Source organism: Mesorhizobium sp. P2_E7 (genome assembly GCF_056403855.1).
Genome location: NZ_JBFUER010000001.1, coordinates 1755993 through 1782347 on the forward strand (window position 1 = coordinate 1755993; position 26355 = coordinate 1782347).

General features: G+C 63.5%; 25 protein-coding genes and 2 tRNA genes. 22 read left to right on the top strand and 5 right to left on the bottom strand.

From position 1 onward, the window contains the following. Positions 1-8: 8 nt before the first annotated feature. From AC1DYC_RS08945 to AC1DYC_RS08995, 11 genes are all read left to right on the top strand, one after another. Positions 9-3023 (top strand): caspase family protein, encoded by a 3015-nt coding sequence (locus AC1DYC_RS08945; protein WP_477405548.1) that lies wholly within the window; start codon positions 9-11, stop codon positions 3021-3023. 102 nt (positions 3024-3125) lie between these two features. Then, positions 3126-3674 carry a histidine phosphatase family protein gene (locus AC1DYC_RS08950; protein WP_477405550.1) on the top strand — a complete coding sequence of 183 codons (549 nt, stop codon included), beginning with the start codon at positions 3126-3128 and terminating at the stop codon, positions 3672-3674. Between the two features lie 217 nt (positions 3675-3891). Then, positions 3892-3964, top strand: a tRNA-Gln gene (locus AC1DYC_RS08955). A 2-nt stretch (positions 3965-3966) separates the two neighbouring features. Further along, positions 3967-4036, top strand: a tRNA-Lys gene (locus AC1DYC_RS08960). A 360-nt stretch (positions 4037-4396) separates the two neighbouring features. Beyond that, positions 4397-5191 (top strand): SPFH domain-containing protein, encoded by a 795-nt coding sequence (locus AC1DYC_RS08965; protein ID WP_477405552.1) that lies wholly within the window; start codon positions 4397-4399, stop codon positions 5189-5191. Further along, positions 5188-5544 (top strand): SPFH domain-containing protein, encoded by a 357-nt coding sequence (locus tag AC1DYC_RS08970; RefSeq protein WP_477405554.1) that lies wholly within the window; start codon positions 5188-5190, stop codon positions 5542-5544. Before AC1DYC_RS08965 ends, AC1DYC_RS08970 begins: the two co-directional genes overlap by 4 nt. A gap of 177 nt (positions 5545-5721) precedes the next feature. Then, a complete protein-coding gene (locus tag AC1DYC_RS08975) occupies positions 5722-6003 on the top strand; it encodes an acyl carrier protein (RefSeq protein WP_181056006.1) in 282 nt (93 codons plus the stop codon). Between the two features lie 55 nt (positions 6004-6058). Then, entirely contained in the window at positions 6059-7249 is a 1191-nt protein-coding gene (locus tag AC1DYC_RS08980; RefSeq protein WP_477405556.1) for a beta-ketoacyl-ACP synthase, read from the top strand. 42 nt (positions 7250-7291) lie between these two features. Then, positions 7292-8563 carry a beta-ketoacyl-ACP synthase gene (locus AC1DYC_RS08985; RefSeq protein ID WP_477405558.1) on the top strand — a complete coding sequence of 424 codons (1272 nt, stop codon included), beginning with the start codon at positions 7292-7294 and terminating at the stop codon, positions 8561-8563. A gap of 36 nt (positions 8564-8599) precedes the next feature. Continuing rightward, positions 8600-9628 (top strand): zinc-binding dehydrogenase, encoded by a 1029-nt coding sequence (locus AC1DYC_RS08990; protein WP_477341999.1) that lies wholly within the window; start codon positions 8600-8602, stop codon positions 9626-9628. 4 nt (positions 9629-9632) lie between these two features. After that, positions 9633-10625, top strand: coding sequence for a lipid A biosynthesis lauroyl acyltransferase (locus tag AC1DYC_RS08995; protein WP_477405560.1), 993 nt, complete (start codon positions 9633-9635; stop codon positions 10623-10625). A 243-nt stretch (positions 10626-10868) separates the two neighbouring features. Here the strand turns inward: AC1DYC_RS08995 and AC1DYC_RS09000 are convergent, their stop codons facing one another. Both AC1DYC_RS09000 and AC1DYC_RS09005 read right to left on the bottom strand, forming a co-directional pair. Further along, positions 10869-11771, bottom strand: coding sequence for a hypothetical protein (locus AC1DYC_RS09000; protein ID WP_477405562.1), 903 nt, complete (start codon positions 11769-11771; stop codon positions 10869-10871). A 131-nt stretch (positions 11772-11902) separates the two neighbouring features. Next, on the bottom strand, positions 11903-12334 hold the full coding sequence (locus tag AC1DYC_RS09005) for a L,D-transpeptidase (protein ID WP_477307343.1): 432 nt from the start codon (positions 12332-12334) through the stop codon (positions 11903-11905). A 223-nt stretch (positions 12335-12557) separates the two neighbouring features. On the opposite strand from AC1DYC_RS09005, the gene AC1DYC_RS09010 reads away from it, so the two are divergent. The 5 genes from AC1DYC_RS09010 to AC1DYC_RS09030 all read left to right on the top strand — a co-directional run bounded on the left by AC1DYC_RS09010 (position 12558) and on the right by AC1DYC_RS09030 (position 19099). Then, positions 12558-13838: an acetylornithine deacetylase/succinyl-diaminopimelate desuccinylase family protein gene (locus AC1DYC_RS09010; RefSeq protein WP_477405564.1), complete on the top strand. Its 1281-nt coding sequence runs from the start codon at positions 12558-12560 to the stop codon at positions 13836-13838. A gap of 120 nt (positions 13839-13958) precedes the next feature. Then, on the top strand, positions 13959-15437 hold the full coding sequence (locus AC1DYC_RS09015) for an ABC transporter substrate-binding protein (RefSeq protein WP_477405566.1): 1479 nt from the start codon (positions 13959-13961) through the stop codon (positions 15435-15437). A gap of 229 nt (positions 15438-15666) precedes the next feature. Then, a complete protein-coding gene (locus tag AC1DYC_RS09020) occupies positions 15667-16614 on the top strand; it encodes an ABC transporter permease (RefSeq protein ID WP_477405568.1) in 948 nt (315 codons plus the stop codon). Beyond that, a complete protein-coding gene (locus tag AC1DYC_RS09025) occupies positions 16611-17480 on the top strand; it encodes an ABC transporter permease (protein WP_477405570.1) in 870 nt (289 codons plus the stop codon). Before AC1DYC_RS09020 ends, AC1DYC_RS09025 begins: the two co-directional genes overlap by 4 nt. After that, on the top strand, positions 17477-19099 hold the full coding sequence (locus AC1DYC_RS09030; protein WP_477405572.1) for an ABC transporter ATP-binding protein: 1623 nt from the start codon (positions 17477-17479) through the stop codon (positions 19097-19099). Before AC1DYC_RS09025 ends, AC1DYC_RS09030 begins: the two co-directional genes overlap by 4 nt. Before the next feature lie 15 nt (positions 19100-19114). On the opposite strand, the gene AC1DYC_RS09035 is transcribed toward AC1DYC_RS09030, so the two are convergent. Next, positions 19115-19540 carry a TerB family tellurite resistance protein gene (locus AC1DYC_RS09035; RefSeq protein ID WP_477280825.1) on the bottom strand — a complete coding sequence of 142 codons (426 nt, stop codon included), beginning with the start codon at positions 19538-19540 and terminating at the stop codon, positions 19115-19117. A gap of 206 nt (positions 19541-19746) precedes the next feature. On the opposite strand from AC1DYC_RS09035, the gene AC1DYC_RS09040 reads away from it, so the two are divergent. The 4 genes from AC1DYC_RS09040 to AC1DYC_RS09055 all read left to right on the top strand — a co-directional run bounded on the left by AC1DYC_RS09040 (position 19747) and on the right by AC1DYC_RS09055 (position 22188). Further along, a complete protein-coding gene (locus AC1DYC_RS09040; RefSeq protein ID WP_477405574.1) occupies positions 19747-20532 on the top strand; it encodes a TSUP family transporter in 786 nt (261 codons plus the stop codon). A 52-nt stretch (positions 20533-20584) separates the two neighbouring features. Then, positions 20585-20755 carry a hypothetical protein gene (locus AC1DYC_RS09045; protein WP_477405576.1) on the top strand — a complete coding sequence of 57 codons (171 nt, stop codon included), beginning with the start codon at positions 20585-20587 and terminating at the stop codon, positions 20753-20755. A 116-nt stretch (positions 20756-20871) separates the two neighbouring features. After that, positions 20872-21696: a helix-turn-helix domain-containing protein gene (locus AC1DYC_RS09050; RefSeq protein WP_477405578.1), complete on the top strand. Its 825-nt coding sequence runs from the start codon at positions 20872-20874 to the stop codon at positions 21694-21696. Between the two features lie 72 nt (positions 21697-21768). Further along, positions 21769-22188, top strand: coding sequence for a VOC family protein (locus AC1DYC_RS09055; protein WP_477405580.1), 420 nt, complete (start codon positions 21769-21771; stop codon positions 22186-22188). 254 nt (positions 22189-22442) lie between these two features. On the opposite strand, the gene AC1DYC_RS09060 is transcribed toward AC1DYC_RS09055, so the two are convergent. Both AC1DYC_RS09060 and AC1DYC_RS09065 read right to left on the bottom strand, forming a co-directional pair. Beyond that, positions 22443-23918: a cobyric acid synthase gene (locus tag AC1DYC_RS09060; protein WP_477405582.1), complete on the bottom strand. Its 1476-nt coding sequence runs from the start codon at positions 23916-23918 to the stop codon at positions 22443-22445. 3 nt (positions 23919-23921) lie between these two features. Further along, positions 23922-24530: a dimethylsulfonioproprionate lyase family protein gene (locus AC1DYC_RS09065; RefSeq protein ID WP_477405584.1), complete on the bottom strand. Its 609-nt coding sequence runs from the start codon at positions 24528-24530 to the stop codon at positions 23922-23924. A 150-nt stretch (positions 24531-24680) separates the two neighbouring features. On the opposite strand from AC1DYC_RS09065, the gene AC1DYC_RS09070 reads away from it, so the two are divergent. After that, positions 24681-25847 carry an isobutyryl-CoA dehydrogenase gene (locus tag AC1DYC_RS09070; RefSeq protein ID WP_477405586.1) on the top strand — a complete coding sequence of 389 codons (1167 nt, stop codon included), beginning with the start codon at positions 24681-24683 and terminating at the stop codon, positions 25845-25847. A gap of 35 nt (positions 25848-25882) precedes the next feature. Next, complete coding sequence (locus tag AC1DYC_RS09075; protein ID WP_477405588.1) at positions 25883-26251, top strand: four helix bundle protein; 369 nt, start codon at positions 25883-25885, stop codon at positions 26249-26251. Positions 26252-26355: the final 104 nt, after the last annotated feature.

Here is a 26355-nt window from a genome sequence, read left to right on the forward strand (position 1 = left end):
AACGACAAATGGCCTTTGTCGGCATCTCGAAAGGCAATCTTGTCCGGCGGCTGACGGCTTTCGTCGCCGTGCTGCTTTGCCTTGCCGTATCTGTGGCTCAGGCCGCCGAGACCAAAAGCCTCAAGGGCGTGGCGCTGATCATCGGCCAGTCGAAATACGACCATATCGCAGCCCTTGCCAATCCGGCCAACGATGCCCGCGACATGGCCAAGATGCTGACCGACCTCGGCTTCGATGCCCGCAACGTCACCGATCGCGATGCCGCCAAGCTGAAGCGCGACCTGGAGCGGTTCACCGAGGACGCCGAAGGTGCCGACGTCGCCTTCATCTATTATTCCGGCCACGGCATCGAAGCCGGCGGCGAGAACTATCTGGTGCCGGTCGACGCCGACGTCTCCTCGCTGAAAAATGCCGGTGAGGCGCTGGTGCCGATTTCCGCCGTCATGGACGAATTGAAGAAGACCGTGCCGGTGACGATCGTGCTGCTCGACGCCTGCCGCACCAATCCGTTTCCGGCCGACGCGGTCGTGCGCCGGGCGCCGACGGCATCCGCCGAGCCCATTGGCGCTGGCGGACTTGAACCGGTGCGCGGCGCCAAGGCGCTTGGCAACGCCTCGGCGGAGGATGCCAGCCTCGGCACCGTGGTCGGCTTTGCCGCCGAACCGGGCCGCCCGGCGCTCGATGGCGCCGCCGGCGAAAACAGCCCCTACGCCGCCGCCCTGCTGCGCCATCTCACCGCGATGAAGGGTACGGAATTCGGCTCGGTCATGCGCATGGTGACCGAAGAGGTCTATCTCGACACCAAGGCAAAGCAGCGCCCCTGGGTCAATGAGAGCCTGCGCCGGCTGCTCTATTTCGGCGTCGCGCCGCCGGAGCCGACCGGCGATGACGGGCTGATCACCGGCGAGCGGCGGCAATTGCTGCTGACCATTTCCGACCTGCCCGACCCCAAGCGGGCGCAGGTGGAGCTGGCCTCGCTGCAGGATGGCGTGCCGCTCGATGCGCTCTACGGCGTGCTCAAGGCGCTCGGCACGGAAAAGATCCCCGAAGACCCGACCGACCTGCAAAAGGTGCTCGACGGCCAGGCCGAACGCCTGAAGAAGATGATGGCCGAGCGCGCGGCGCTGCGCACCGACGACCCTGAGATCTCGCGCCTGGTCGCGTCCGCCGACAAGGCCATCGGCCAGGGTGCCATGATGACGGCGCGCAAATTCCTCGATGACGCGGTCGGCCGGGTCGAGGAAAACAGCGGTGCGGTTGACGAGGCCGAGGATCTGCTGCGCAAGAAGCGCATCGCCGATGCCGCCATCTATGCCAAGCGCGCCGACGCTTCGGCACTGGTCTTCGACTACAAATCCGCCGCCACCGATTACGCCAAGGCATTCTCGCTGGTCGAGAAATGGGACGAAAAGCTGCGCTGGAACTACAAGAACCAGGAGGCCGAGGCGCTCGGCGCCCATGGCGACGCGACCGGCGATCTCGATGCGCTGCAGCGCTCCCTCAAGGCCTATGATGTGATCCTCGGCTATATCCCCAATGGCGAACACAATCGCGACTGGGCGATCACCCGCAACAACAAGGCGGCCGTGCTGTGGACCATTGGAGAGCGCGAGACCGACACCGCGCATCTCGAGGAAGCCGCACAGATCTTTCGCGATTCGCTCGCCGTGTTCGAACGCGAGAAGGACGATACCAACTGGGCTGCCGCGCAAGGCAATCTCGGCAGTGTCCTGTTGAAGATCGGCGAACGCGAGAGCGACCCGAAGCGTTTGAACGAGGCCGTGGCGGCGATGCGCGCCACGCTGGAGAAGCGCCCGCGCGACAAGCTGCCATTGGACTGGGCCTCGGCGCAGATGAATCTCGGCATCGCGCTCTACGCGCTGTCCGAGCGCGAACCGGGCGGCGAGCGCCTGGCTCAAGCCGAGGCCGCCTACCGGCTGGCGCTGGAGGAATACACGCGCGAAAAGACCCCGGTGCAGTGGGCAATGGTCCAGAACAATCTCGGCAACACGTTGGTCACTCAAGGCACCCAGCTGAACGACAAGGCCAAGATCGACGCGGCGGCAGCTGCTTTCCGCGCCGCGCTTGAGGTGCGAACCCGCGAAACTTTCCCGATCTCCTGGGCCACCACCCGGCTCAACCTCGGCAATGCACTGAGCGGCGCCGCCCGCTTTGAGATCGGCACCGGCGCGCTGGAAGAGGCGGCAGCCGCCTATGACGATGCGCTGACGGTGTTCACCCGCCGGCGCTTTCCGATGGACTGGGCCTCGGCGCAGAACAATCTCGGCTCGATCTACCAGACGCTTGGCCAGCGCACCCAGGATGTGGCCAGGCTCGAACAATCGGTCGCCGCGTTTCAGGCGGCGCGGCAGGTCTATGTCAGGCGGAAATTCCCCCTCGACTGGGCAAACTGCTACTACAATCTCGGCAACACGCTGATGCTGCTCGGCGTGCTCTCCGATAAACCGGACTATTACGACCAGGCGGTCGGGGCCTTTCGCGACGCCTTGCGCGAGCACAAGCGCGAGACGGTGCCGCGGCTATGGGCGCTAAGCCAGGCCGGCCTCGGCTCGGCGCTGAGCTGGCACGGGCTCAACAACGGCGATGCCAAAGACCTGGCCGATTCGATCGCCGCACGCAGGGCAGCGCTCGAAGTGCTGACCGCCGAAACAGCCCCCGTCGACTGGGCGAACGCCGAGAGTGGCATCGGCACGACCCTGCTCAATCTCGGCAATCTCGAACGAACCGGCAAATATCTCGACGAGGCCGAGGCTGCCTTCACGGCAACGCTGAAAGTGTTCACCCGCGAGAGCCTGCCGCTGCAATGGGCCGGCCAGCAGAACAATCTCGGCGACGTCTACTGGAACCGCGGCACCTATGGCGGTGGCAAGGCCGATTTTCAAAAGGCGATCGCCTTCTTCGAAAATGCCAAGCAGGGCTACACCGAAGGCGGCGTCACGATGGCCATCCCGCTGACCGACAAGAAGATCGATCTGGTGAAGAAGCAGATGGCGAAAATGTGAGGCTGCGAGCCTACTGTCAGCCTGTCGCTTGTCTTTGTGCCGGCTTTCCGATCCCTATATGCGAATAACGGGAGCCGATTTCTGGCTCCCTAGAGGAAACCGATGATTCGATTTGTGCTGGCGCTGTTCCTGCTTGCCGTTCCGGCAGTTGCCCATGCGACGGACGCCGGCTGGGCGTTGCTGCGCGACGGCGGCCGTGTCGTGCTGCTGCGCCATGCGCTGGTCACCGGCACCACCGACCCCGCCAATTTCGACATCGGCAACTGTGCGACCCAGGTCAATCTGTCGGCACGCGGCAAGCAGCAAGCAAACAAGATTGGCGCCTTGTTCGGCGCTCGTTCCGCTCCCGTGGAGCGCGTGCTGTCCAGCCGCTATTGCCGCTGCCTCGACACCGCCCGCATCGCCTTCGAAGCGGAACCGGAGCTTTTTGCACCCCTCGACCTCCTGAAGAGCGATCCCACCGAAAAGGCGGCGCAACTCGACGCGGTCATGAAGGAAATCCGCGCCTATTCTGGCTCGGACAATCTGGTCATGGTCACCCATCTGGAAAACATCCAGGCGCTGACCGGCGTGTCGCCGCGCGAAGGCGAAGCGGTGGTGGTGGAGCCGCAAGGCGACGGCTTGCGCGTGCTTGGCCGCGTCACTTTCTGACAAGCCCGCCAGCCCTGCGCACTGTTGCCGAAATACCACCACCGAAAGAAGCCGCAAATTCGCCCCGACAATGCCGCTTGCGACAACCCGTCGCAGGGTCTATAGGCGCGCTCCCGGTCACGAAAACCGAAGCGAGCACAACGGTTGGAGCTTTCGTCTCCGCCCGTGCAGGCGGCTTTGCCGCCCTGTATACGGCGCCGTTTTGGGGATTGGGATCGCGGATGTAGCTCAGAGGGAGAGCGCCGGATTTGATCCGGAGGTCGCAGGTTCGAGTCCTGCCGTTTGCACCACGGATAGCTCAGTTTGGTTAGAGCGTCAGACGTTTAATCTGATTGTCGAAGGTTCGATTCCTTCTCCACTGGCCTGAAAAGCCAACACCCCTGCCAGGTGTTATCCGAAAAACGGTCCGGGGACCGGAATGCTGAAGACCTCAAGGCGGCTAAAGCCCACGGGCGGAGGCCGTATCGAAAGGTCCGACGCCATCGGTTCGCGGCCAGGCCCGCGGTGACGATCGAGGCGCAGCGTCGCCGGCAAGGGAGGCTTCGGCCTCCGGCGCTCGCTTCACTGCCCCGCGATCCGCTCCCGAAGGCCCGCCGCGGCTTGATGCCACCGGTCCCCGGATCATTCGTGCCGGGAACGACGAAGTGAAACGAGAAACGAGAAGGAAGATCGACGCATGACGTGACGCCTCGCATGGGGCCATGCCCGACAGGAGCAAGACAATGACGACTATTCTCGACAAGGTTCTTGGACGCGAGCGCGTCCTCGTAAAGGAAAACGAACGTGCCCTCACCCTCTACAAGGGGGAGATCAAGGCTGTCCTGCTGCCGGGCGAGCATTCGCTCGTCAACCGGCGCGGCAACCTCGAAGTATCGCGGCACGATCTGAAGAACCCGGAATTCGTTTCGGCGTACGAGAAGGCCTTGTTCGACAAGCTCCCGGATGTGGCCGCGCGTCATTTCACCGTCGTTCGCACCGGGCGCACGGATGTCGCCGTCATCGAGCGTGACGGCAACCTCCATGCCGTGCTGGCGCCGGACCGCAAGCTTGTGCTGTGGACGGATGCCGGGCCGTGGAAGGTGACGTCGGTCGACACCGCAGTCGATCTCGCCATCGACCCGGCGGTGATGCGCCGGCTCGGCCAGGCGCGGAAGACGGAATTGATGTCCGTCCATCCGGTTGTCGACGGCCAGGCCGGACTGCTGTTCGTCGACGGTGTGCTGGTGCGCACGCTCGCTGCCGGCGTGCATGCGTTCTGGAACGTCGGGCGGATGGTGCAGGTGAAGGTGGTCGACCTCAAGCGCCAGTCGCTCGATGTCGCCGGGCAGGAAGTGCTGACCAAGGATCGCGTGACGATCCGCGTCAACATCGCCGCCGAATACCAGGTCATCGACCCGGTCAAGGCGATGAGCATGGTGAAGGACTTCTCCGAAGCCCTTTACCGCGCCCTGCAGTACGCCTTCCGCAAGACGCTTGGCGCGCTGACGCTCGACCAGATCCCCTTGAAAAGAAGGTGACGGTCGATGAGGAGGCGGCGGCCAAGGTCCGTGCCGATATGGCCGCGATCGGGGTCGAGGTCAGCGATATCGCCCTCAAGGATGTGATCCTGCCGGGCGAGATGCGCGAGATCCTCAACCAGGTGGTTTCGGCCGAAAAGCAGGCCGAGGCCAACGTCATCCGCCGCCGCGAGGAGACGAACGCCACGCGTTCGCTGCTCAACACGGCCCGGGTGATGGCCGAAAACCCGGTGATGCTGCGGTTGAAGGAGCTCGAGGCTCTGGAAACCATCGCCGGCAAGGTCGAGCGGCTGACCGTCCACAACGGGACGGGCGGACTGCTCAACGACATCGTCAAGCTCCGCGAGAGCTGAGCTGACGTGACGTCAACGGGAAGGGCCGCCGGGTTCGCCGGCGGCCCTTCTTGCGTTTCTTGAGACCCCTCCCCATCTGCGCCCGGCGCATCAGGCCTTTTCCTGCCGGGAAAAACCGATTAGACAGCGCCCAAACCAGATGCGGACAGATTCCGCCCGCAACCGAAGGAAGAGCCCTTGTCCACCACGTTCGAGAAAGTCGCCAAGATCATTGCCGACACCAGCGAGATCGATATCGACACCATCACCCCCGAGAGCCACACGATCGACGATCTCGGCATCGACAGTCTCGATTTCCTCGACATCGTCTTTGCCATCGACAAGGAATTCGGCATCAAGGTGCCGCTGGAAAAGTGGACCCAGGAAGTCAATGACGGCAAGGCTTCGACCGACGATTACTTCGTCATGAAGAACCTGTGCGCCAAGATCGACGCGCTGGTCGCCGCCAAGACCGCCTGATATCGGCTGGCGCGCGGCCTTGACGGGCTGCGCCGCCTGACCCACAAAGCCGCACATGAGCAGCCCCCGCGACGTCGTCATCACCGGCATTGGCCTTGTCTCCTCGCTTGGAGAAGGCCCTGACGCCCACTGGCAGAAGCTGGCGCAGCCCGGCCTGCAGCCGGTGCTCGAGGCCGCGCGCTTTGCGCCCTACACCGTGCATCCGCTGCCCGAGATCGACTGGAACCTGCAGATCGCCAAGCGCGGCGACCAGCGGCAGATGGAGACCTGGCAGCGGCTCGGCACCTATGCCGCCGGCCTGGCGCTGGACGACGCCGGCATCAAGGGCAATGACGAACTCTGCACGACCATGGACATGGTGGTGGCCGCCGGTGGCGGCGAGCGCGACGAGGCCGTCGATGCCGCCATCCTCGCCGCTTCCGAAAGCCGCAACGACCGTGACGTGCTGCTCAACGAGAAACTGACCACCGAATTGCGGCCGACGCTGTTTTTGGCCCAGCTCTCCAATTTGCTCGCCGGCAACATCTCCATCGTCCACAAGGTGACGGGATCGTCCAGGACCTTCATGGGCGAGGAAGGGGCTGGTGTCGCCGCCGTTGAAACGGCCGCCGCGCGTATCCGCTCGGGACAGTCGACACACATCCTGGTTGGCGGCGCCTTCCAGACCGAACATTCCGACATGCTGCTCGGCTATGAACTGGCCGGCTACCTGCACCGTGGCCCATGGAAGCCGGTCTGGCAAAGACAGGGCGCCGAAGGCGGTGGTCTGGTCTCCGGCTCCGGCGGTGCCTTCCTGGTGCTGGAGCAGCGCGAGCATGCGCAAAGCCGTGGCCGCAAGATCTATGCCGAGCTCGGACCGGTCGTCTCCGGCCGCGCGCGGCGCTCGCGCGGCGAACTCGACGCCGAGATCGCAGCCTTGCTCAAACAGGCGGCGCTTCCCAACGGCAAGCTGCTTGCCCTGTCCGGTGCATCCGGCGCGCATACAGCAACGTCATCCGAAAAGGCAGCGCTCGATGCCAATCCGGCGATTTCGGCGCGCGGCTTCGCGACACTGACCGGCCATATGAAGGAAGCCCAGTTTCCCTTCGCCGTGGCGCTCGCCGCTCTGGCCGTCGACCGCAAGGCCGCCTACCCCGTTTTCGACGCCGCGGCCGAGAAGGCGTTCGAAGGCATTCCGCAAACCGTGCTTGCAACGGCGATCGGCTATCACCAATTCGAGGGCATGGCGCTGGTCAACGCCGCCTGAGGCGGTTCTGCGCGGTCGTGCAATAGGGACAAGAGGGCTCTTATGGCCAATCTCAGAGATCACATGGGCAGGCCGATCGTCGCCGTCACCGGAATCGGCGTGGTGACCTCGCTCGGTGTCGGCAAGGCAGACAATTGGGCAGCGTTGACCTCCGGCAAATCGGGCATCCACCCGATCACCCGCTTTCCTGTCGATCACCTCAACACCCGCATCTCCGGCATGGTCGATTTCCTCGATTCAAGCTCGAAGGGCGCCAGCCTGCTGACCTACGAGCTGGCTGAAACCGCAGCGAATGAGGCCGTGGCCGAATCCGGCCTCGATTCCTCTGACTTCGGTGGGCCGCTCTTCCTCGCCTCGCCGCCGGTCGAACTCGACTGGCACGATCGCTTCTCGCTCTACAATTCCGATGGCCAGGGCGCCGGCGCCGAAAGGCTGCTCAGGGTGGCGCGCGGGCTGAAGGAACTGGATGTATTCGAGACCACGCAGTTCGGCTCGATCGCCGATCGGCTGGCCGACCGGTTTGGCACGCGCGGCCTGCCAATCACACTGTCGACGGCCTGCGCCTCGGGCGCCACCGCCATCCAGCTCGGCGTCGAGGCGATCCGCCGCGGCGAATGCGACCGGGCGCTGTCGATCGGCGCCGACGGTTCGGCAACCGCCGAGGCGCTGATCCGCTTCTCGCTGCTGTCGGCCCTTTCGACCCACAACGACATTCCGGAAAAAGCCTCAAAGCCCTTTTCCAAGGACCGCGACGGCTTTGTGCTGGCCGAAGGCTCCGGCGCGCTGGTGCTGGAATCGTTGGAGGCTGCCCTTGCCCGTGGCGCCAGCGTTCTTGGCATCCTGCGCGGCTGCGGCGAAAAGGCCGACGATTTCCACCGCACCCGCTCCAAGCCCGACGGTTCGCCGGCGATCGCAGCCGTTCGCGCCGCCCTTGCTGACGCCGGTTTGAGCGAGGACGAGATCGACTATGTCAACGCCCACGGCACCTCGACGCCGGAAAACGACAAGATGGAGCATCTGTCGCTGTCGACCGTCTTCGGCGAACGGATCGGCTCGATGCCGATCTCGTCGAACAAGTCGATGATCGGCCACACGCTGTCGGCCGCCGGCGCGGTCGAAGCGGCATTTTCGCTGATGACCATGCGCGAAAGCGTCATTCCGCCGACCATCAACTACGACAATCCCGACCCGGCAATCGTGCTCGACGTGGTGCCGAACAAGAAGCGCAATGCCGACGTTCGCAGCGTTTTGTCGAACTCCTTCGGCTTCGGCGGCCAGAACACCTGCCTTGTCATGGCGCGGGAACCGGTCTAAGCGAGCCGTTCAGCTCGAACAGAACCGACAGGCCCCATGCGCGCACTGCAACTTATCGAGGACCGCCGTCTTGAAACGGTGGACCTGCCGCCCCCGCCGCCCCCTGCACTGGGCGAAGTGACGCTGCGCATCAAGGCTGTGGCGCTGAACCATATCGACGTCTGGGGCTGGCGCGGCATGGCCTTCGCCAAGCGCAAGCTGCCGCTGGTCGTCGGCGCCGAAGCTTCCGGCGAGGTCGAGGCCGTCGGTCCAGGCGTATCCAGCCTGCTGCCCGGGCAATTGGTGTCGATCTATGGCGCCCGCACCTGCGGCCTCTGCCGCGCCTGCCGCGAAGGCCGCGACAATCTCTGCGAACATGTCTCGGGCGTGCATGGCTTCCATCTCGACGGTTTCGCCCAGGAGAAGATCAACCTGCCGGCGCGCCTGCTGGTCCCCGCCCCGCCCGGCGTGACCGATGTCGGCGCGGCTGTCGCGCCCGTCACCTTCGGCACGGTCGAGCACATGCTGTTCGATAACGCCAAACTGCAACCCGGCGAGACCATCCTCATCCATGCCGGTGGCTCCGGCATCGGCTCGGCGGCCATTCAGTTGGCCAAACGGATGGGCTGCACCATCATCACCACGGTCGGCTCCAACGACAAGATCGACAAGGCCAAGGCGCTCGGCGCTGACCATGTCATCAACTACCGCGACGACCGTTTCGAGGGCGTGGTGCGCAAGCTGACCAAGAAGAAGGGCGTCGATGTCGTCTTCGAACATGTCGGCGCCGACACCTTTGCCGCCTCGATGCTGTGCCTGAAGCGCGGTGGCCGCCTGGTCACCTGCGGTTCGACTTCGGGCGTGTCGACGCAGATCAATCTGATGCAGCTGTTCCAGCAGCAGCTGAAGCTGCTGGGGTCCTTCGGCTGCCGCATGGAGAACATGGCCAACGCCATGCAGAAGATGGCGGCCGGACAGGTTGCACCGGTCATCGACACTGAAGTCGACTTCGACGGTATCGACGCCGCGCTGAAGCGAATGGAAGGCCGCGACGTGTTCGGCAAGATCATCCTGCGCGTTTCCTAGGCCAATGGTCGGCAAGGTGTTCAAGAAAGCCCGCCGGGACTTCATGTTCCGCTATGGCCGAAGACTGCGCCAGCTGGATCACTGGGTGACCGCGCGTGTGGCGATGACAATCATCTCGCTGCTGCGCCTTTTGCCCGCCGACAGCGCGCTCAATTTCGCCGACCGCTCCGCCCGGTGGATCGGTCCGCGAGTCGGCCGCCACCGCGTCGCCATCAATAATTTGCGTCTGGCCTACCCTGAAAAGAGTGAAGCCGAGATCGAAGCCATCGCCTCCGACATGTGGGGCAACATGGCCCGGCTCGCCGCCGAATACATCTTCCTCGATGCGCTTTTCGACTATGATCCAAAGGCGACCACCCCCGGCCGGGTCGAGGTCCGCGGCGTCGAGCATTTCCATGAGATTGCCGGCGAGGAAAAGCCGCACATCCTGTTCACCGGCCATCTCGGCAATTTCGAGCTGTTGCCGGTGGCGGCCGCCACCTTCGGCATGAAGATCACGGCGCTGTTTCGCCCGCCCAACAACCCATACCTCGCCGACTACATCCACTCGACCCGCCGCTCGAGCATGGGGGCGCTGCTGCCCTCTTCCACCGGCGCCTCCTTCGCGCTGGCGTCCATTCTCGAGAATGGCGGCAATATCGGCGTTCTGGTCGACCAGAAATTCTCCAGCGGGCTGGAGACGACCTTCTTTGGCCGCCCATGCCAGAGCAATCCGGTGTTGGGCATGCTCGCCCGCCACTACGATTGCGACGTCTATCCGGCGCGCTGCGTCCGCTTGCCAGGCAACCGCTTCCGCCTCGAGATCGAAGACAAGTTGACCTTGCCGCGCAATGAGAGCGGCAGTGTCGACGTCCCAGCCACCACCCAACTGCTCGCCGACGTCGTCGAACGCTGGGTGCGCGAGGACCCGGGACAGTGGATGTGGTTCCACAAAAGGTGGGAAATATCAGGCCGGCGTCGCCGCCGGCGCGGACAGACCAAGGCGGCCGCGAACTAAAGCAATTCCAGGAAAAGTGTGGGCGGTTTTCCCGGGAAAAGCGCGAAGCGCTTTCCCTTGGGAATTGCGTAAAAACAAAGAGATAGAGCGGTTCGCCGTTTCCGTGAAMCGGCGAACCGCTCTAGGCCAACAGCCGTTCTACGAGCGCTGATCTGCTGGTCGCGGCAAACGCACGGGCTGCAAAGCAAAAGCCGCGAAGATTGCTCCCCGCGGCTTTGGCTCCGTCCCCCGACGCTCGATCTGTTATCCCCCAAACGGCAGGATAATGTTTGGCCGATAGGTATCCATCGTGGCGCCGTTGCGATCTTCATCAAGCAACGTGTCCGAACCGAAGCTCCCGCGCAGGCCAACCACATATTTGTGGATGTTTTCACTTATGCCGCCCGCCGAGATACGGTCGAACTGATAGCGTCCAAATACCGAGAGTGGCGTCCCGGAAAACCGGTACATGGCTTGTGCCGCCCCAGAGACCGTGTCGAGGTGGTTGCCAAATCCCGAGACCCTCGTAAAGCCGAGTTCGCCGTCAAAGCGAAGATTGTCCTGGGCGAAATAGCGCACTATGCCCCGGCCACCCCAATTGTCGAAGTGTTCGGATTCACCCGTGGCCCGAAGCTGGCCATAGTAAACCTGACCGTAGAGGGTCACATTGCCAAAGTAGGCTTGGGCCTCGGGTCCAACTGCAAAGCTGTAGATGTTCTCGTCACCTATGTCGCCGCCAAAGCCGGTGAGGGAGGCGAACCCGCCTAACGCATAGGCGCTTGGATCACGCCAGTAGGCATGAATGGCGCCACCATAGCCATAGAGATTATCGCCCTGCACCCAAAGCGAATCGACGGTCGCATCGGCCTGGACGTTCCACCGGGGATCGATCGGAAAATTGATACGGCCGGCACCGCCGGCGGTCGTCGCCGTCTCATGCTGGCCAAACGCCGTCAGGTACAGCCCACCGAGATAGGCCTCGACGTAACCGGAAATATGCGGCTGGGTGATAGCCGGATCCATGACGATTGGAGCGACGGCATCGGCGGCGAAGGCCGATGAAGCGGTTGCAGCAAGCGCCGCGCCAAGAAGAAGCCGATACATCAAGAAAGCCCTCGCATTGCCCTGACGGCTAATACCGCCGCTACTGGCATCTACCACTGCCATTCATTACGCGAGGCTTAATTAGTGCACAAACCGGGCTCAAACGCCCGGTTTCAAGGCCAATGCGATATTCCTGCAACGCTTTGAGCGGCGCAAACGACGCCCGCTGTAAGCTGCTTGTTGTTTCGTCCAGCTTAGTTTGTCACCACGATCCGCGTATTGCCGAAGCCGACTTCGCGGACCATCGAATAGAAGGCCGCGGCATTGGCCGTGTGCAGCCGCACGCAGCCATGCGAGGCCGGACGCCCGAGCTGCCTTACCGCATTGGTGCCGTGGATGGCGTAGCCGCCATGGAAGAACACCGAATAAGGCATTGGCGACATGTGGTACTTTTTCGAATACCACATCCGCGCCGTCCGCTGCGGCCGATAGGTGCCCCGCGGCGTGAAATAGCCGCTGCGCGCGGTGGAGACGTTCCACCGGTAAAGCACCTGGCCATATTGGCTGACGGTCATGGTCTGCGACGAGACGTCGATGTTGGCCACCAGCGAAGCCGCCCGGCTTTCGATGGACGTACCGAACAGCATCGCAGCAAAAGCTGCCGCCATGAGAACGATTTTAGTCATGAGATCAAACCCCTTTGATGCCCCTTGCCTGCTCTGTTATCACGCGGTTTTTCACCTTTTTAACGGCAGGTGAATGAAGTAACACACACTCCTTGAGGAAATCGCCAATCTAAAGCAGCGAATTTGAACGATTTTCCCGCCATAGTTGCCGCCGCAACACGTAGTTTCCTCGCCAGCGGCGTGACACTTGCAAAACCATCCCCTTGCCTGCTCAAATCCAGGGATGAACGAACGACTCTTCAAGGCGATCGACGACCGTTCCGATGAACTGGTCCAGCTTACCGCCGACCTGATCCGCTTCCCGACCATCAACCCCCCGGGTGAAGCCTATCGTCCCTGCGCGGAATATATCGCTGCACGGCTAAGGAAACTTGGCTTCGAAACCGAATTCATCCGCGCCGAGGGCACGCCCGGAGACACCGACCGCTACCCGCGCGTCAATGTCGTCGCCCGCTTCGACGGCCGCGTGCCCGGCGCCTGCGTCCATTTCAACTCGCACATAGATGTCGTCGAAGCCGGCGAAGGCTGGAGCGTCGATCCCTTTGCCGGCGTGATAAAGGACGGCAAGGTCTACGGGCGCGGCGCCTGCGACATGAAGGGCGGGCTGGCCGCCTCGATCATTGCCGCCGAAGCCTTCATGGAGGTTTTCCCCGACTTTCCCGGCGCCATCGAAATCTCGGGCACGGTCGACGAAGAGTCCGGCGGCTTCGGCGGCGTCGCCCACCTGGCTAAGCTCGGCTATTTCTCGAAACCCAAGGTTGATCACGTCATCATTCCCGAGCCGCTGAACAAGGACCGAATCTGCCTTGGCCATCGCGGTGTCTGGTGGGCGGAGATCGAGACCAAGGGCGAGATCGCGCATGGTTCGATGCCGTTCCTCGGCGACAATGCGGTGCGCCACATGGGCGCCGTGCTGCAGGCCTTCGAGGACGAACTGTTTCCGGCGCTCGACCGCAAGGTGACGCGCATGCCTGTCGTGCCCGAAGGGGCAAAGCGCTCGACCATGAACATCAACTCGATTCATGGCGGCCAGACCGAGGATTTCCGCCCGGGCCTGCCCTCGCCCAATGTGCCGGATGCCTGCCGGCTGACCATCGACCGCCGCTTCCTGCTTGAGGAAGACCTGGCCACGGTCAAAAGCGAGGTCACCGACATCCTCGATCGGCTGAAGCGCGAGCGCAAAAAATTCGACTATGAAATCCGCGACCTGATGGAGGTGCTGCCGCTGATGACCGAGCGCGATGCGCCGGTGGTCAAGGCGGTGGCGCAAGGCATCATGGCGATCTTCGACCGCGAACCGGATTATGTCATCTCGCCAGGCACTTACGACCAGAAGCACATTGCCCGCATCGGCCATATCTACGATTGCATTGCCTATGGTCCGGGCATTCTCGATCTCGCCCACCGGCCCGACGAATGGGTCGGTATCTCAGATATGGTGGAGTCGGCCAAAGTGATGGCGATCGGGCTGAATGTGCTGCTGAGGGGCACGGCTACAGGCTAAACCCCGACTTCGCCGGAAAAACATTCCGCTTGGCACAACTGGGGAGCACGAAACGCAATTTACTCCACCTCGAAATCACGCTTCTATCGCACCAGGGTTCGAGCATTTGGGAGTTGCACGATGAAATTGTGGAAAACCATTCTTGCCGCGGCGGTGTTGGCGCTGGCCGCCAGCAGCCAGGCATTTGCCGCGCGCACCGACCTGGTGATCGGCATTACGCTCGAGCCGCCACATCTCGATCCGACCGCCGGTGCCGCCGCGGCAATCGACGAAGTGCTCTACGCCAACGTCTTCGAAGGCCTGACCCGCATCGGCCCGAATGGCGAAGTTCTGCCCGATCTCGCCGAGAGCTGGGCCATTTCCGACGACGGCAAGGTCTACACCTTCAAGCTGCACACCGGCGTCAAATTCCATGACGGCACCGATTTCGACGCCAGCGACGTGAAATTCTCGCTCGACCGCGCCCGCGCCGACAATTCCGTCAACGCGCAAAAGGGCCTGTTTGCCGCCATCGACACGGTCGAAGTCGTCGATCCGTCGACGGTCAAGGTCACGCTGAAGAACCCGCAAGGTTCGTTCCTCTACAATATGGGCTGGGGCGACGCGGTGATCGTGGCGCCCGAGAGCGCCGACACCAACAAGGAAAAGCCGATCGGCACCGGCCCGTTCAAATTCCAGAGCTGGGCCAAGGGCTCGTCGATCACGCTGGTCAAATCGGACAATTACTGGGGCGCGCCGGTGTTCCTCGACAAGGCCGAGTTCCGCATCGTTCCCGATGCCGCCGCCGCCGTGCCGGCGCTGCTCTCCGGCGACATCCAGGCCTTCCCCTTCTTCGACCCCGACAGCGTCGCGCAGGTCAAGGATGACCCGCGCTTCAAGGTGGTGATCGGCTCGACCGAAGGTGAAACCATTCTGGCGATCAACAACAAGAAGCCGCCTTTCGACAAGCTCGAGGTGCGGCAGGCGATTGCTTTTGCGCTCGACCGCAAGGCGATCATCGACGGTGCCTCGGCCGGGCTCGGCGTGCCGATCGGCTCGCACATGTCGCCCGCCAGCAAGGCCTATGTCGACCTCACCGGCCTCTATCCGCACAATGTCGACAAGGCCAAGGAACTGCTGAAACAGGCCGGCCTGGAGAACGGCTTCAAAGCGACGCTGAAACTGCCACCGCCCTCCTATGCGCGGCTCGGCGGCGAGATCATTGCGTCGGAGCTTCGCGATGTCGGCATCGACCTCGAAATCATTCCGGTCGAATGGGCGCAGTGGCTGGATCAGGTGTTCACCAAGAAGGATTACGACCTGACCATTGTCTCCCACACCGAGCCGAACGACATCGATATCTACTCGCGCAAGGATTATTACTTCAACTACGACAATCCGGCCTTCGACAAGATCATCGCCGAGTTGAACCTCACCTCCGACGACGCCAAGCGCAACACGCTGCTCGGAGAAGCCCAGAAGATCCTGGCCGACGACGCCGTGGTCGGCTTCCTCTACGAGCTGCCGAAGGTCGGTGTCTGGGACGCCAAGCTGCAAGGACTGTGGGAGAACGCGCCGATCCAGGCGAATGATCTGACCAAGGTGAAGTGGAGCGAGTGAGGCTGTTGGCCAAGGCGCAACGCTTGCGCTCCGTCACACCCCCCTCTGCCCTGCCGGGCATCTCCCCCTCAAGGGGGGAGATCAGGCCTTCATTACGACTTTCGCCAATCGCCGACGTTGCATTGGTTGCGTCAGCGCTGAAACTGCCAATCTCCCCCCTTGAGGGGGAGATGTCCGGCAGGACAGAGTGGGGTGGGCGGGAATACAACCTTTGCCCAGTCCCGCCACCATGACCGCCTACCTCCTCAAACGCCTCGCCATCGCCATCGCCACGCTGATCCTGGCCTCGATGGTGGTGTTCGCCGTGCTGGAGATCCTGCCCGGCGACCCCGCGCGGCTGATGCTTGGCCTGAACGCCAGCGCCGAACAGGTCGAGCTGCTGCGCAACCAGATGGGCCTCAACGCGCCGCTGGCCTATCGCTACCTCAACTGGGTGGGCGGCCTGCTCAGCCTCGATTTCGGCCGCTCCTACACCTATTCGGTGCCGGTCATCGACCTTGTGCGCGAGCGCATGGCGGTTTCCCTGCCGCTGGCACTGATCGCGCTGGCGCTGTCCACCATCATCGCCATTCCGGTCGGGCTCTTTTCCGCCAGCCGGCGCGGCCGGGCCGGCGACACCATCGCCATGGGCGCGGCCCAGCTCGGCGTGGCCATCCCGAACTTCTGGTTTGCGCTGATGCTGATCTACCTCTTTGCCGTCTGGCTGCGGCTGGTGCCCGCCGGCGGCTTTCCAGGCTGGAGCGCCGGTGTTTGGCCGGCGCTGAAATCGCTGCTTCTGCCGGCCGTAGCGCTCGCTCTGCCGCAGGCGGCGATCCTGGCCCGTGTTGCCCGCTCGGCGCTAATCGAGGTGCTGAACGAGGACTATATCCGCACCGCCCGCGCCAAAGGCCTGCCCTACCGCGCCGTACTGTGGCGGCACGCGCTGCGCAATGCGATGATCCCGGTGCTGACCATTCTGGGCCTGCAATTCGCCTTCCTGCTCGCCGGCACCATCATCATCGAAAACGTCTTTTATCTGCCCGGCCTCGGGCGGCTGGTTTTCCAGGCAATCACCCAGCGCGACCTGATCGTCGTCGAAAGCATCGTCATGCTGCTGGTCGTCGCCGTCATTGCGGTCAACCTCGTTGTCGACATCTCCTATGCCATCGTCGATCCGCGCCTGCGAGGCCGGCAATGACGCTGCACATCGACATCCCAGAGGAGACGTTGGGCAGCATCCTGGCCAAGGCCTTCCGCAACCGCTCCTTTCTCATCGGTTTCGCCATCACTGTGCTGGTGGCTGCGATGGCGCTCATCTCCTATGTCTGGACGCCTTACGACGTGACCAGACTGGTGATCTCGGACAAGACGCTCGCGCCGTCTGCCGCGCACTGGTTCGGCACCGATCATTTCGGTCGCGACATCCTGTCGATGATCATGGTCGGCGCCCGCAATTCGATCGCCGTGGCGCTGGTCGCGGTCGGCATCGGCATGGGCGTCGGCGTGCCGCTCGGCGCCTTCTCCGCGGCGCGCGGCGGCCTTGTCGACGAGGCGCTGATGCGGTTGAACGACCTCGTCTTCGCCTTCCCCGCGCTGTTGTCGGCGATCATGATCACCGCCATCTTCGGCCCGGGCGCGATCAACGCCATCATCGCCATCGGGATCTTCAACATTCCGGTGTTTGCGCGCGTCGCCCGCGCCGGCGCGCTGGCGATCTGGCCGCGCGAGTTCATCCTCGCCGCCCGCGCTGCAGGCAAAAGCAAGACGCAGATCAGCATCGAGCACGTGCTGCCCAACATCGCCACGCTGCTTCTGGTGCAAGGCACCATCCAGTTCGCGCTTGGCATCCTCGCCGAAGCCGGCCTCTCCTATGTCGGCCTCGGCGCCCAGCCGCCAATGCCGAGCTGGGGCCGCATGCTGTTCGACGCCCAGACACGCATGGTGGTGGCGCCGTGGATGGCGATCTTCCCCGGCATGGCCATCGTCATCACCGTGCTCGGGCTCAATCTGCTGGGCGACGGCATCGCCGACATCCTCGACCCCAAATCGCGGCGGCAGCGATGAGCCTGCTGGAGATCGAAAACCTGTCGCTGGCAATCGGCGACACGCCGATCCTGAAAGGTGTCGAACTCTCCGTTGCGCCCGGCGAGGTCACGGGGCTGGTCGGCGAATCCGGCTCAGGCAAATCGATGACGGCGCTGACCGTCATGCAGCTTCTGCCACACGCCGCGCGCGCCAGCGGACGCGTCAGCTTCGACGGCATCGACATCCTTGCTGCCACCGAGGACCAGATGTGCGCCCTGCGCGGCGACGACATCGGTATGGTCTTCCAGGAGCCGATGACGGCGCTCAATCCGGTGAAAACCATCGGTGAGCAGGTCGCCGAAGGCATACGCTGGCACACCAAGGCAAGCCGCGCCGAAGCCGAGGACCGGGCGCGCAAGATGCTCGATCGTGTCGGCCTGCCCGAAGCGAAATTCCCGCTGTCGCGCTATCCGCATGAGCTATCAGGCGGCCAGCGCCAGCGCGTCGTCATCGCCATCGCCTGCGCATTGAAGCCGAAGCTGCTCATCGCCGACGAGCCAACGACGGCGCTGGACGTCGTGCTGCAGGCGCAGATCCTCGACCTCTTGCGGGGCCTTGTCAGCGAAAACCGCATGGGCCTGCTGTTGATCTCGCACGACCTCGCCGTCGTGACCGAGATGGCGGACCGCATCACCATCCTGCGCCATGGCGAGGTGATGGAGGCCGGCGATACCGCACGTACGCTGTCGGAACAGCTGCATCCCTACACGCGCCAGCTGGCGCTGGCCTCAATGCATGTGCCGGCGCGCCCGAAAACGCATGCCATCGGCCAGGGCAAACCGCTGCTCCAGGTTGAAGGCGTGACGCGCGACTATCCCGGCCGACGCACCTCTTTGTTCAAACCCGCCCCTCCAATCCGTGCTGTCGACGACGTCTCTCTGTCGTTGACGCCCGGTCAGTCTGTGGCGCTGGTTGGCCGCTCCGGCTGCGGCAAGTCCACGCTTGCCCGTATGATCCTGGCGCTCGACAAATCGACATCGGGAACGATCCGCTTTCGCGGCGAGACCATCACCGGCAGGAGCGAGGCGGAGCTCAAAGCCGCGCGACGCGACATGCAGGTGGTGTTCCAGGACCCCTACGGCTCGTTCGACCCGCGCCAGAAGGTCGAGAAACTGGTGGCCGAGCCACTGCATGTGCTGGAGAAGAAAACGTCACCGGCCGAGCGACGCGAGATGGTGGCGCATGCACTGCACGAGGTAGGCCTCGGCATCAGCGACATGGATAAATATCCGCATGAATTTTCAGGCGGCCAGCGCCAGCGCCTGTCGATCGCCCGCGCCATCATCACCCGCCCGAAGCTGGTTGTCGCCGACGAACCGGTCTCGGCGCTCGATGTCTCGATCCGCGCCAACATCCTCGATCTGTTCGCCGAGCTCAACCAGAAGCTCGGCATCGCCTATCTCTTCATCACCCACGATCTGACCGTCGCCCGAGCCATCACCGACGAGGTGCTGGTCATGCATGACGGCAGGATCGTCGAGCGCGGCAAGACCGGCGATGTGCTCGACCATCCGCAATCGGAAGCGGCCAAGGCGCTGGTGGCGGCTGCTCCCGACCTGCACCGGGCGATCGCACGCAGGATGCAAGAGCAAGGGTGAGCAGGCTGGTCTGCCTTACTCCTCCGGTTTCACCACATCGACCGGGCTGATGTCGAGCAGGTCGAGCGTGCGGCGCAGCAGCCGCACCTCGCTCTCGGCCAGTTTCGAATCGGCCTTGGCGATCTCCGCCATGTGGCGTGCCAAGAGCTTCCGCCGCTCGACATCGAGATCGCGAAACAGCGCGATTGCCTGCGAGCCGTTGGTCTCGTAGCCGAACTCGTTGAGATATTCGATGACCGCGTCGATGCTGGTTTCCGGGATGCCGAACGCGTCCTTGCAGATGCGCCGGAAGGCGACCATCTCGCTCTCCGACACCGAACCGTCGGCGAGGATCATGCGAAACAGCATCAAGAGCTCCGCCGACAGCACCGGGTCGTCGGCCACCTTGCGCACGCCGGGGTCGCCATCGAAGATCGAACGTATCTGGTCGAGCAATGCCATCGCTACAAACGTCCCTTTTCCCGAGCCCGCCCCAGTGCATATGACCCAAAACTGCGCAGCGGCTTTGGCATAATGACATGCACCACAGGAAATCCAAGCGCAACGCGCCTTGATAGAGGTAGCGCGAAATCGGCCTTGCGCAAACCGGGTCGCCGTGGTCGAAGGCGCGGCGCCACCTCCCCCTTCGGAATGCTCAGAAAATCCCGATGATCGACCTCGCTACCCAGACCATTGTCATGCTCGCCGTCGCTGCCTTTGCAGCCGGCTTTGTCGATTCGATAGCCGGCGGCGGCGGCCTGATCACCATTCCGACCCTGCTGCTTGCCGGTTTCCCGCCGGCCGCGGCACTTGGAACCAACAAGCTGCAAGGCATTTTCGGCACCGGCTCGGCGACCATCCACTACGCCATGAATGGCCATGTCGATCTGCGCCGGCAGCTTCCGTCAGCCCTGCTCGCTCTTGCCGGCAGCGCCGTCGGCGCCTTGCTGGCGGCCTTCGTGCCCGGCGATCTCTTGCGGGCGCTGCTGCCGCTGCTGTTGATCGCCATCGCGATCTACTTCGCCGTGAAGCCCAATATGAACGATGTCGACCGCGCCGAGCGCCTGTCGCCCTTCCTGTTCGGACTGACCGTCGCCCCCTTGGTCGGCTTCTATGACGGCCTGTTCGGGCCGGGCGCCGGCTCCTTCTACATGCTGGCCTTCGTCAGCCTCGCCGGCTTTGGCGTGCTGAAGGCGACGGCGCACACCAAGCTGCTCAACTTCGCCTCCAACATCGGCGGCTTCATCGTCTTTGCCGTCGCCGGCGTCGTCTACTGGAAGATCGGCCTGATGATGGGCGTCGCCCAGTTCCTCGGCGCGCGTCTCGGCGCCAGCCTTGCCATCCGCATCGGCGCCCGGCTGATCAAGCCGCTGCTGGTGATCATCTGCCTGGCGCTGGCGATCAAGCTGCTGGCCGACCCGGCCAACCCGTTGCGCCAGCTAATTGGTGTATGAGCCCCACGCCTGATAGAATGTGGTCGTACGAATCATGTTGGAGGGACCACACATGAATCTTAGTGCACCCACTCAGCTTATTTTCATTATTTCCCTTGTTATCGCCATCATCGGCGTTCTCGCCGCGCTTGGCGTTCTTGCGTTTATTCCCTTGGCACCGGTCTGGATTATGCTCATCGCCTACATCGTGCTTGCCGCCGGCTGCATGATGCGTGGCGCCTGAGCATCCAGCTCTCAGGTAACCGAAGCGCCCGGCCAAAAGCCGGGCGCTTTTGCTTTCGGCCCCGTTTTGATTCGGGATTGGGCGTCTGCTAGATTTGATCTCCAAAGGGATCGCCGATGCCGATCGAGATGCAGCGCCGCAAGGAACAGGACCGCTCCATCGCCGGGCGGTTCGAGATGCGCCGGCGGTCTCCACCGCCCGCGCTCGTGGGCATCGTGTCCGACATTTGCGGCTATCGCGAAACAGCAGTCGGCCATTTCCGCAACATCGAATATGCCTCGCTGACCGTGCCGCTGGTGATCAGCTTCGCCGAGCCGTTCGCCATCGGCCTCGGCAAGGCTCCCGGCGACAATGACCGTTTCGCCAGCTTCGCCGCCGGCCTGTTTGCCGGCCCGGTGATGATCGAATCCTTCGGCGCCTGCTGCTGCGTGCAGATCAACTTCACCCCGCTCGGCGCCCGCCGCTTCTTCGGCCTGCCGATGAGCGAGCTGACCGACAGCATGGTCGTGCTCGACGATGTGCTTGGCGCGGAGGGCATGGCGCTGCGCGAAAGGCTTGGCAACGCACCGGATTGGGCGGCGCGTTTCGACCTTGCCGAAACCTTCGTCGCCACCCGTCTCGGGCATGCCGCCGATACATCGCCTGAAATCACCTGGGCCTACGACCGCATCGTTATCTCAGGCGGCCGCACCCGCATTTCCTCCATCGCCGAGAAACTGGGCTGGAGCCGCAAACATCTCGCCGGCAAATTCTCCGATGCGACCGGCATCGGACCCAAGACGCTGTCGCGCATCGTCCGCTTCAACCGGGCGCTCGGCCTGTCGCGGCAGGACCAAAGCGACTGGGCCGATATCGCAGCCGATTGCGGCTATGCCGACCAGGCGCATCTGGTGCGCGAGTTTCGCCAACTCGCCGGCGATCCGCCAACGGCGCTGAGGTAACATTTCTTCAAGACGGGCAAGCGGCCTTCGAACAGAGTGGGTTATCGACCAACCCGATTGAAGGAGATTTTCATGCCAGCCACCAATGAAGCACCCCGGCTCTACCCCGCGCTGCGCTACAAGAATGCAGGAAAAATGATCGACTGGCTGTGCGAGGCCTTCGGCTTCGAAGTGCGCGCCCGCTATGGCGAAGGCGACATCGTGCACCATGCCGAGCTGGTGTTCGGCTCCTCGATGATCATGCTCGGCACCGCGCGCAGCGACGACTACGGCAAGATGGTCGGCGAACCGGGCTCGGGCGGCGGCAAGTCGATCTATGTTGCCGTCGACGATGCCGACGCCGCTCATGCCCGGGCCAAAAAGGCCGGCGCCACCATCATCCAGGAGCTGACCGATCGCGACTATGGCAGCCGAGAGTTCATCTGCCGCGACCCGGAAGGCAATGTCTGGTCGTTCGGGACGTATTGGCCGAAGGCGGGGGAAAAGGGATGAAGCAGCGCTGCCGGTTCGCAATTGGCCGGCAGCCTCTCAACTTCGTCATCCTAGGGTGGAGCAGTCGCGAAGCGACGTAGCGGAAACCCTAGGATCCATGCCGTGACGGCCGCCGAAGAACGCAGCGGCCCAGAATGAAGGTCGCGCTAACCAGAGCCGGTTCTGCACCGTAGCATCGCACAGAAGTCGCGGCATGGATCCTCGGGTCTGCGCCGCGTCGCTAATCGCAGAGGTGTATGGTTCGCCGACGGAATCTACCTGGCCAGCCCAAAAATCGCATCGCAGTCGAGATGCCGCTCCAGTTCGACTGCGATGTCGTCCAGCGCCTTTTCCACCTCGGCGCGATAATCGATGCCGCCGCCTTTAACGCCGAGGCTTTCCAGGAATCTGGCCCGGAAGGCGTCGGCGGAAAACAAGCCATGTAGATAGGTGCCAAAAACCTTGCCGTCGGCCGAGATGGCGCCGTCATCGGCACCGTTGATGACGGCGGACGGCCGCGCCATGTCCGGCCCGGTGGTGTGGCCGAGATGGATTTCGTAGCCCTCGAGCGGCAGACCGAACGGCACCGAGCGGGCGCTGACATTGCGCACCGTCTTTTCCGGTTCCATCACCGTCTCTATGTCGAGCAGGCCAAGGCCCTCAGCCTCGGTGACGCTGCCTTCAATGCCGTCGGGGTCACGCACCATGCGGCCAAGCATCTGGAAGCCGCCGCAAATACCGACGACATGGCCACCCCGCTTGCGGTGGGCAGCGAGATCGCGATCCCAGCCATTCTCGCGGAACTTTATGAGATCGCCGATCGTCGATTTCGAGCCGGGAATGACCACCAGCCCGGCATCCTCCGGCAGGCGCTGTCCCGGCGGCACGAACACCACCTCGACCTGCGGTTCGGCCTTGAGCGGGTCGAGGTCGTCGAAATTGGCGATGCGGCCAAGCATCGGCACCGCTACCTTCAGCGGCCGTTTCTCGCCGGAGGCGAGACGTTCGAGCACGACCGAATCCTCCGACGGCAATCGAGCCGCCGCCTTCAGCCACGGCACGACGCCAAAGCAGCGCCAACCGGTGAATTTTTCGATCGACCGGATGCCATCGTCGAACAGCGAGACATCGCCGCGGAACTTGTTGATGAGGTAGCCGACGATCATGCGGCGGTCTTCTTCCGGCAGGATCAGATGCGTGCCGGCGACCGAAGCGATGACGCCGCCGCGGTCGATGTCGCCGACCAGGATCACCGGCACATTGGCGCGCGTGGCAAAGCCCATATTGGCGATGTCACGGCTTCTCAGATTGATCTCGGCCGGCGAGCCGGCACCCTCGACGATGACCAGATCGGCGCCCTCGCCGACCTTGCCCCAGGAGTCCAGCACTGCGTCCATCAGCCCTGCTTTCATCGTCTGGTAGTCGCGCGCCCGCGCCTCGCCGAACACCTTGCCCTGCACGATCACCTGCGAACCGATGTCGCTCTGGGGTTTGAGCAGCACCGGATTCATATGCACCGTCGGCTGAACACCACAGGCCAGCGCTTGCAGCCATTGCCCACGGCCAATCTCGCCGCCGCCGGCGCTGACATCGCCGGGAATGTCGGCGACGGCGGCATTGTTCGACATGTTCTGCGGCTTGAACGGCCGCACCTTCAGCCCGCGCTTCTTCGCGGCGCGGCAAAGCCCCGCCACCAGCACGGTCTTGCCGACATCCGAGCCCGTGCCTTGCAGCATGATCGCTTTGGCCATGGCTCAGCCCCTGCCCTGCGCGCCGGGAATGGTAGACTTCTGCGCCAGCGGCCCGCCACGCCAGATGTAGAGCGCCAGCAGCGGCTCGCTGCCGGTGCGCATGGCGTGGCTGACATTGGAGGCGTGATGGATCACCTCGCCCGCCCGCCGGACGTGAAAGGCGCCCTCGCCCATGCGCCACTCGGTGCCGCCGGTCAGCGGAATATAGATCTCCTCGGCAATATGATGATGGTCGGGATAGGTGATATCGGGTCCGAGGATCAGCAGGCCGGCCGCGACCTCGTCATTGGTGAAATGACCGCGCAGGCCAAAGACCTCCAGCCAGCCATACTTCTGCAGAAACGCGGCGCCGAAATCCACCGCATTGTAGGTCTGCCCCCAGCGCAGATCGTTGCGGCGCTGCGCCAATAGCCGCACCAGCGGCTGTGCATCCGGCGGCGCCAGTTCGCCAATGCGGTCGAGTTGGTCAACGCCAGCCAGCGGATGCGGTTCGAGTGCACGCGCCGGCATAGTCCAGTCGATTCGGGCGACAGCGTCCCGCACCAGCGCGTCGTCCACGCCCCGGAGATAGGCATGGAAGCGGTCAAGCAGCTCATCGAAATCTGTCGGCACGCAATGCTCCGTTGATCCATTCATGCACAGCCGCTGCGCAGCAGGCCGGGTTGCGCGGCGGCATCATTGGTCTAGATTGGGCGGCGCGCAAAGCCAAAAACAACAGGCCAGCAAGCCAACCCCCAGTTGGGGAAACACAGGGAGCACGCCATGGACGCCGCGGTCGATGCGAGCACCAGCCAGTTCGAACTCAACGAGGAACAGCGCGCCATCCAGGAGATGGCGCAGGCCTTCGCCGCCGATCGCGTCGCGCCCAATGCACTCGAATGGGACCGGGCAAAGCACTTTCCCGCCGATGTGATCCGGGAGACCGGCCCGCTCGGCCTCGGCGGCATCTATGTCCGGGAGGATGTCGGCGGTTCGGCACTCGGCCGGCTCGATGCCGTGCTGATCTTCGAAGCGCTGGCGCATGCCGATCCGGCATTCTCCTCCTTCATCTCGATCCACAATATGGTGGCCTCGATGATCGACCGCTTCGGCAGCGACGAACAGCGCCAGCGCTTCCTGCCGAAGCTGACCTCGATGGAATGGCTGGCGAGCTATTGCCTGACCGAGCCGGGCTCGGGCTCCGACGCCGCAGCGCTGAAGACGCGCGCGGTGAAGAGCGGCGACGACTATATGCTGAACGGCGCCAAGCAGTTCATTTCCGGCGCCGGCGACAGCGACCTCTATGTCGTGATGGCGCGCACCGGCGCTAACGGTCCCAAGGGCATTTCCACCTTCGTCGTGCCCAAGGACGCGCCCGGGCTCTCCTTCGGCGCCAATGAGCACAAGATGGGCTGGCACATGCAGTCGACCCGCCAGGTCATCTTCGAGGACTGCAAGGTGCCGGCGGCAAGCCTGCTGTCGGGCGAAGGCGCCGGTTTCGGCATCGCCATGGCCGGTCTCGACGGCGGCCGCCTCAACATAGCCGCCTGCTCGCTCGGCGGCGCGCAATCGGCGCTCGACAAGGCGCTCTCCTATACCGGAGAGCGCAAGGCCTTCGGTTCCAAGATCAACCAGTTCCAGGCACTGCAGTTCAGGTTGGCCGACATGGAGACCGAGCTGCAGGCGGCGCGCATTTTCCTCTATGCCGCCGCCTCGAAGCTCGACCGCAAGGCGCCGGATGCCGGCAAATGGTCGGCGATGGCCAAGCGCTTCGTCACCGATATCGGCTTCAACGTCGCCAACGAGGCACTGCAACTGCATGGCGGCTACGGTTATCTGCACGATTACGGCATCGAAAAGCTGGTGCGCGACCTGCGCGTCCACCAGATCCTCGAAGGCACCAACGAGATCATGCGGGTGATCATCGCGCGGGCCTTGATCGGCCGGTAGGCAGTAGGCAGTAGGCAGTAGGCAGTAGGCAAAGGATGACCGGCAAGATCAATTCGTACAAGGATCTTATCGTATGGCAGCAAGCGATGGATCTGGCCGTCGCCACCTACTCTCTGACCAAGAAATGGCCAAAAGAGGAGCTGTATGGGCTGACCAGCCAAATCCGCCGCTCAGCAACCTCTATCCCTGCAAACATCGCGGAAGGCTATGGCCGAGACAACCGAGGCTCCTATCAGCAATTTCTCAGGATAGCCCAAGGCTCGCTGAAGGAGTTCGAGACACACCTCCAAATCGCTCAACGCATTGGCATTGCCACGCATGACCAAGCTGAGCACCTGCTTCTGGCGGCCGAGGCCATCGGAAAGATGCTTCGCCAACTTATTCTCAAACTCGCACCCGAATAGGTCACCCCTACTGCCTACTGCCTACTGCCTACTGCCTACTGCCTACTGCCTACTGCCTACTGCCTACTGCCTACTGCCTACTGCCTTAGCCAAATCATGGAGCA

Coding starts and splice junctions, on each gene's coding strand:
- AC1DYC_RS09060 (WP_477405582.1), bottom strand. CDS start 23,918: ATGGCCAAAGCGATCATGCTGCAAGGCACGGGCTCGGATGTCGGCAAG.
- AC1DYC_RS09010 (WP_477405564.1), top strand. CDS start 12,558: ATGAACGAACGACTCTTCAAGGCGATCGACGACCGTTCCGATGAACTG.
- AC1DYC_RS09075 (WP_477405588.1), top strand. CDS start 25,883: ATGACCGGCAAGATCAATTCGTACAAGGATCTTATCGTATGGCAGCAA.
- AC1DYC_RS09015 (WP_477405566.1), top strand. CDS start 13,959: ATGAAATTGTGGAAAACCATTCTTGCCGCGGCGGTGTTGGCGCTGGCC.
- AC1DYC_RS09030 (WP_477405572.1), top strand. CDS start 17,477: ATGAGCCTGCTGGAGATCGAAAACCTGTCGCTGGCAATCGGCGACACG.
- AC1DYC_RS08990 (WP_477341999.1), top strand. CDS start 8,600: ATGCGCGCACTGCAACTTATCGAGGACCGCCGTCTTGAAACGGTGGAC.
- AC1DYC_RS08950 (WP_477405550.1), top strand. CDS start 3,126: ATGATTCGATTTGTGCTGGCGCTGTTCCTGCTTGCCGTTCCGGCAGTT.
- AC1DYC_RS08980 (WP_477405556.1), top strand. CDS start 6,059: ATGAGCAGCCCCCGCGACGTCGTCATCACCGGCATTGGCCTTGTCTCC.
- AC1DYC_RS09050 (WP_477405578.1), top strand. CDS start 20,872: ATGCCGATCGAGATGCAGCGCCGCAAGGAACAGGACCGCTCCATCGCC.
- AC1DYC_RS08965 (WP_477405552.1), top strand. CDS start 4,397: ATGACGACTATTCTCGACAAGGTTCTTGGACGCGAGCGCGTCCTCGTA.
- AC1DYC_RS09025 (WP_477405570.1), top strand. CDS start 16,611: ATGACGCTGCACATCGACATCCCAGAGGAGACGTTGGGCAGCATCCTG.
- AC1DYC_RS09005 (WP_477307343.1), bottom strand. CDS start 12,334: ATGACTAAAATCGTTCTCATGGCGGCAGCTTTTGCTGCGATGCTGTTC.
- AC1DYC_RS09070 (WP_477405586.1), top strand. CDS start 24,681: ATGGACGCCGCGGTCGATGCGAGCACCAGCCAGTTCGAACTCAACGAG.
- AC1DYC_RS09055 (WP_477405580.1), top strand. CDS start 21,769: ATGCCAGCCACCAATGAAGCACCCCGGCTCTACCCCGCGCTGCGCTAC.
- AC1DYC_RS08945 (WP_477405548.1), top strand. CDS start 9: ATGGCCTTTGTCGGCATCTCGAAAGGCAATCTTGTCCGGCGGCTGACG.
- AC1DYC_RS09000 (WP_477405562.1), bottom strand. CDS start 11,771: ATGGCAGTGGTAGATGCCAGTAGCGGCGGTATTAGCCGTCAGGGCAAT.
- AC1DYC_RS08995 (WP_477405560.1), top strand. CDS start 9,633: ATGGTCGGCAAGGTGTTCAAGAAAGCCCGCCGGGACTTCATGTTCCGC.
- AC1DYC_RS09035 (WP_477280825.1), bottom strand. CDS start 19,540: ATGGCATTGCTCGACCAGATACGTTCGATCTTCGATGGCGACCCCGGC.
- AC1DYC_RS09040 (WP_477405574.1), top strand. CDS start 19,747: ATGATCGACCTCGCTACCCAGACCATTGTCATGCTCGCCGTCGCTGCC.
- AC1DYC_RS09045 (WP_477405576.1), top strand. CDS start 20,585: ATGAATCTTAGTGCACCCACTCAGCTTATTTTCATTATTTCCCTTGTT.
- AC1DYC_RS09020 (WP_477405568.1), top strand. CDS start 15,667: ATGACCGCCTACCTCCTCAAACGCCTCGCCATCGCCATCGCCACGCTG.
- AC1DYC_RS08985 (WP_477405558.1), top strand. CDS start 7,292: ATGGCCAATCTCAGAGATCACATGGGCAGGCCGATCGTCGCCGTCACC.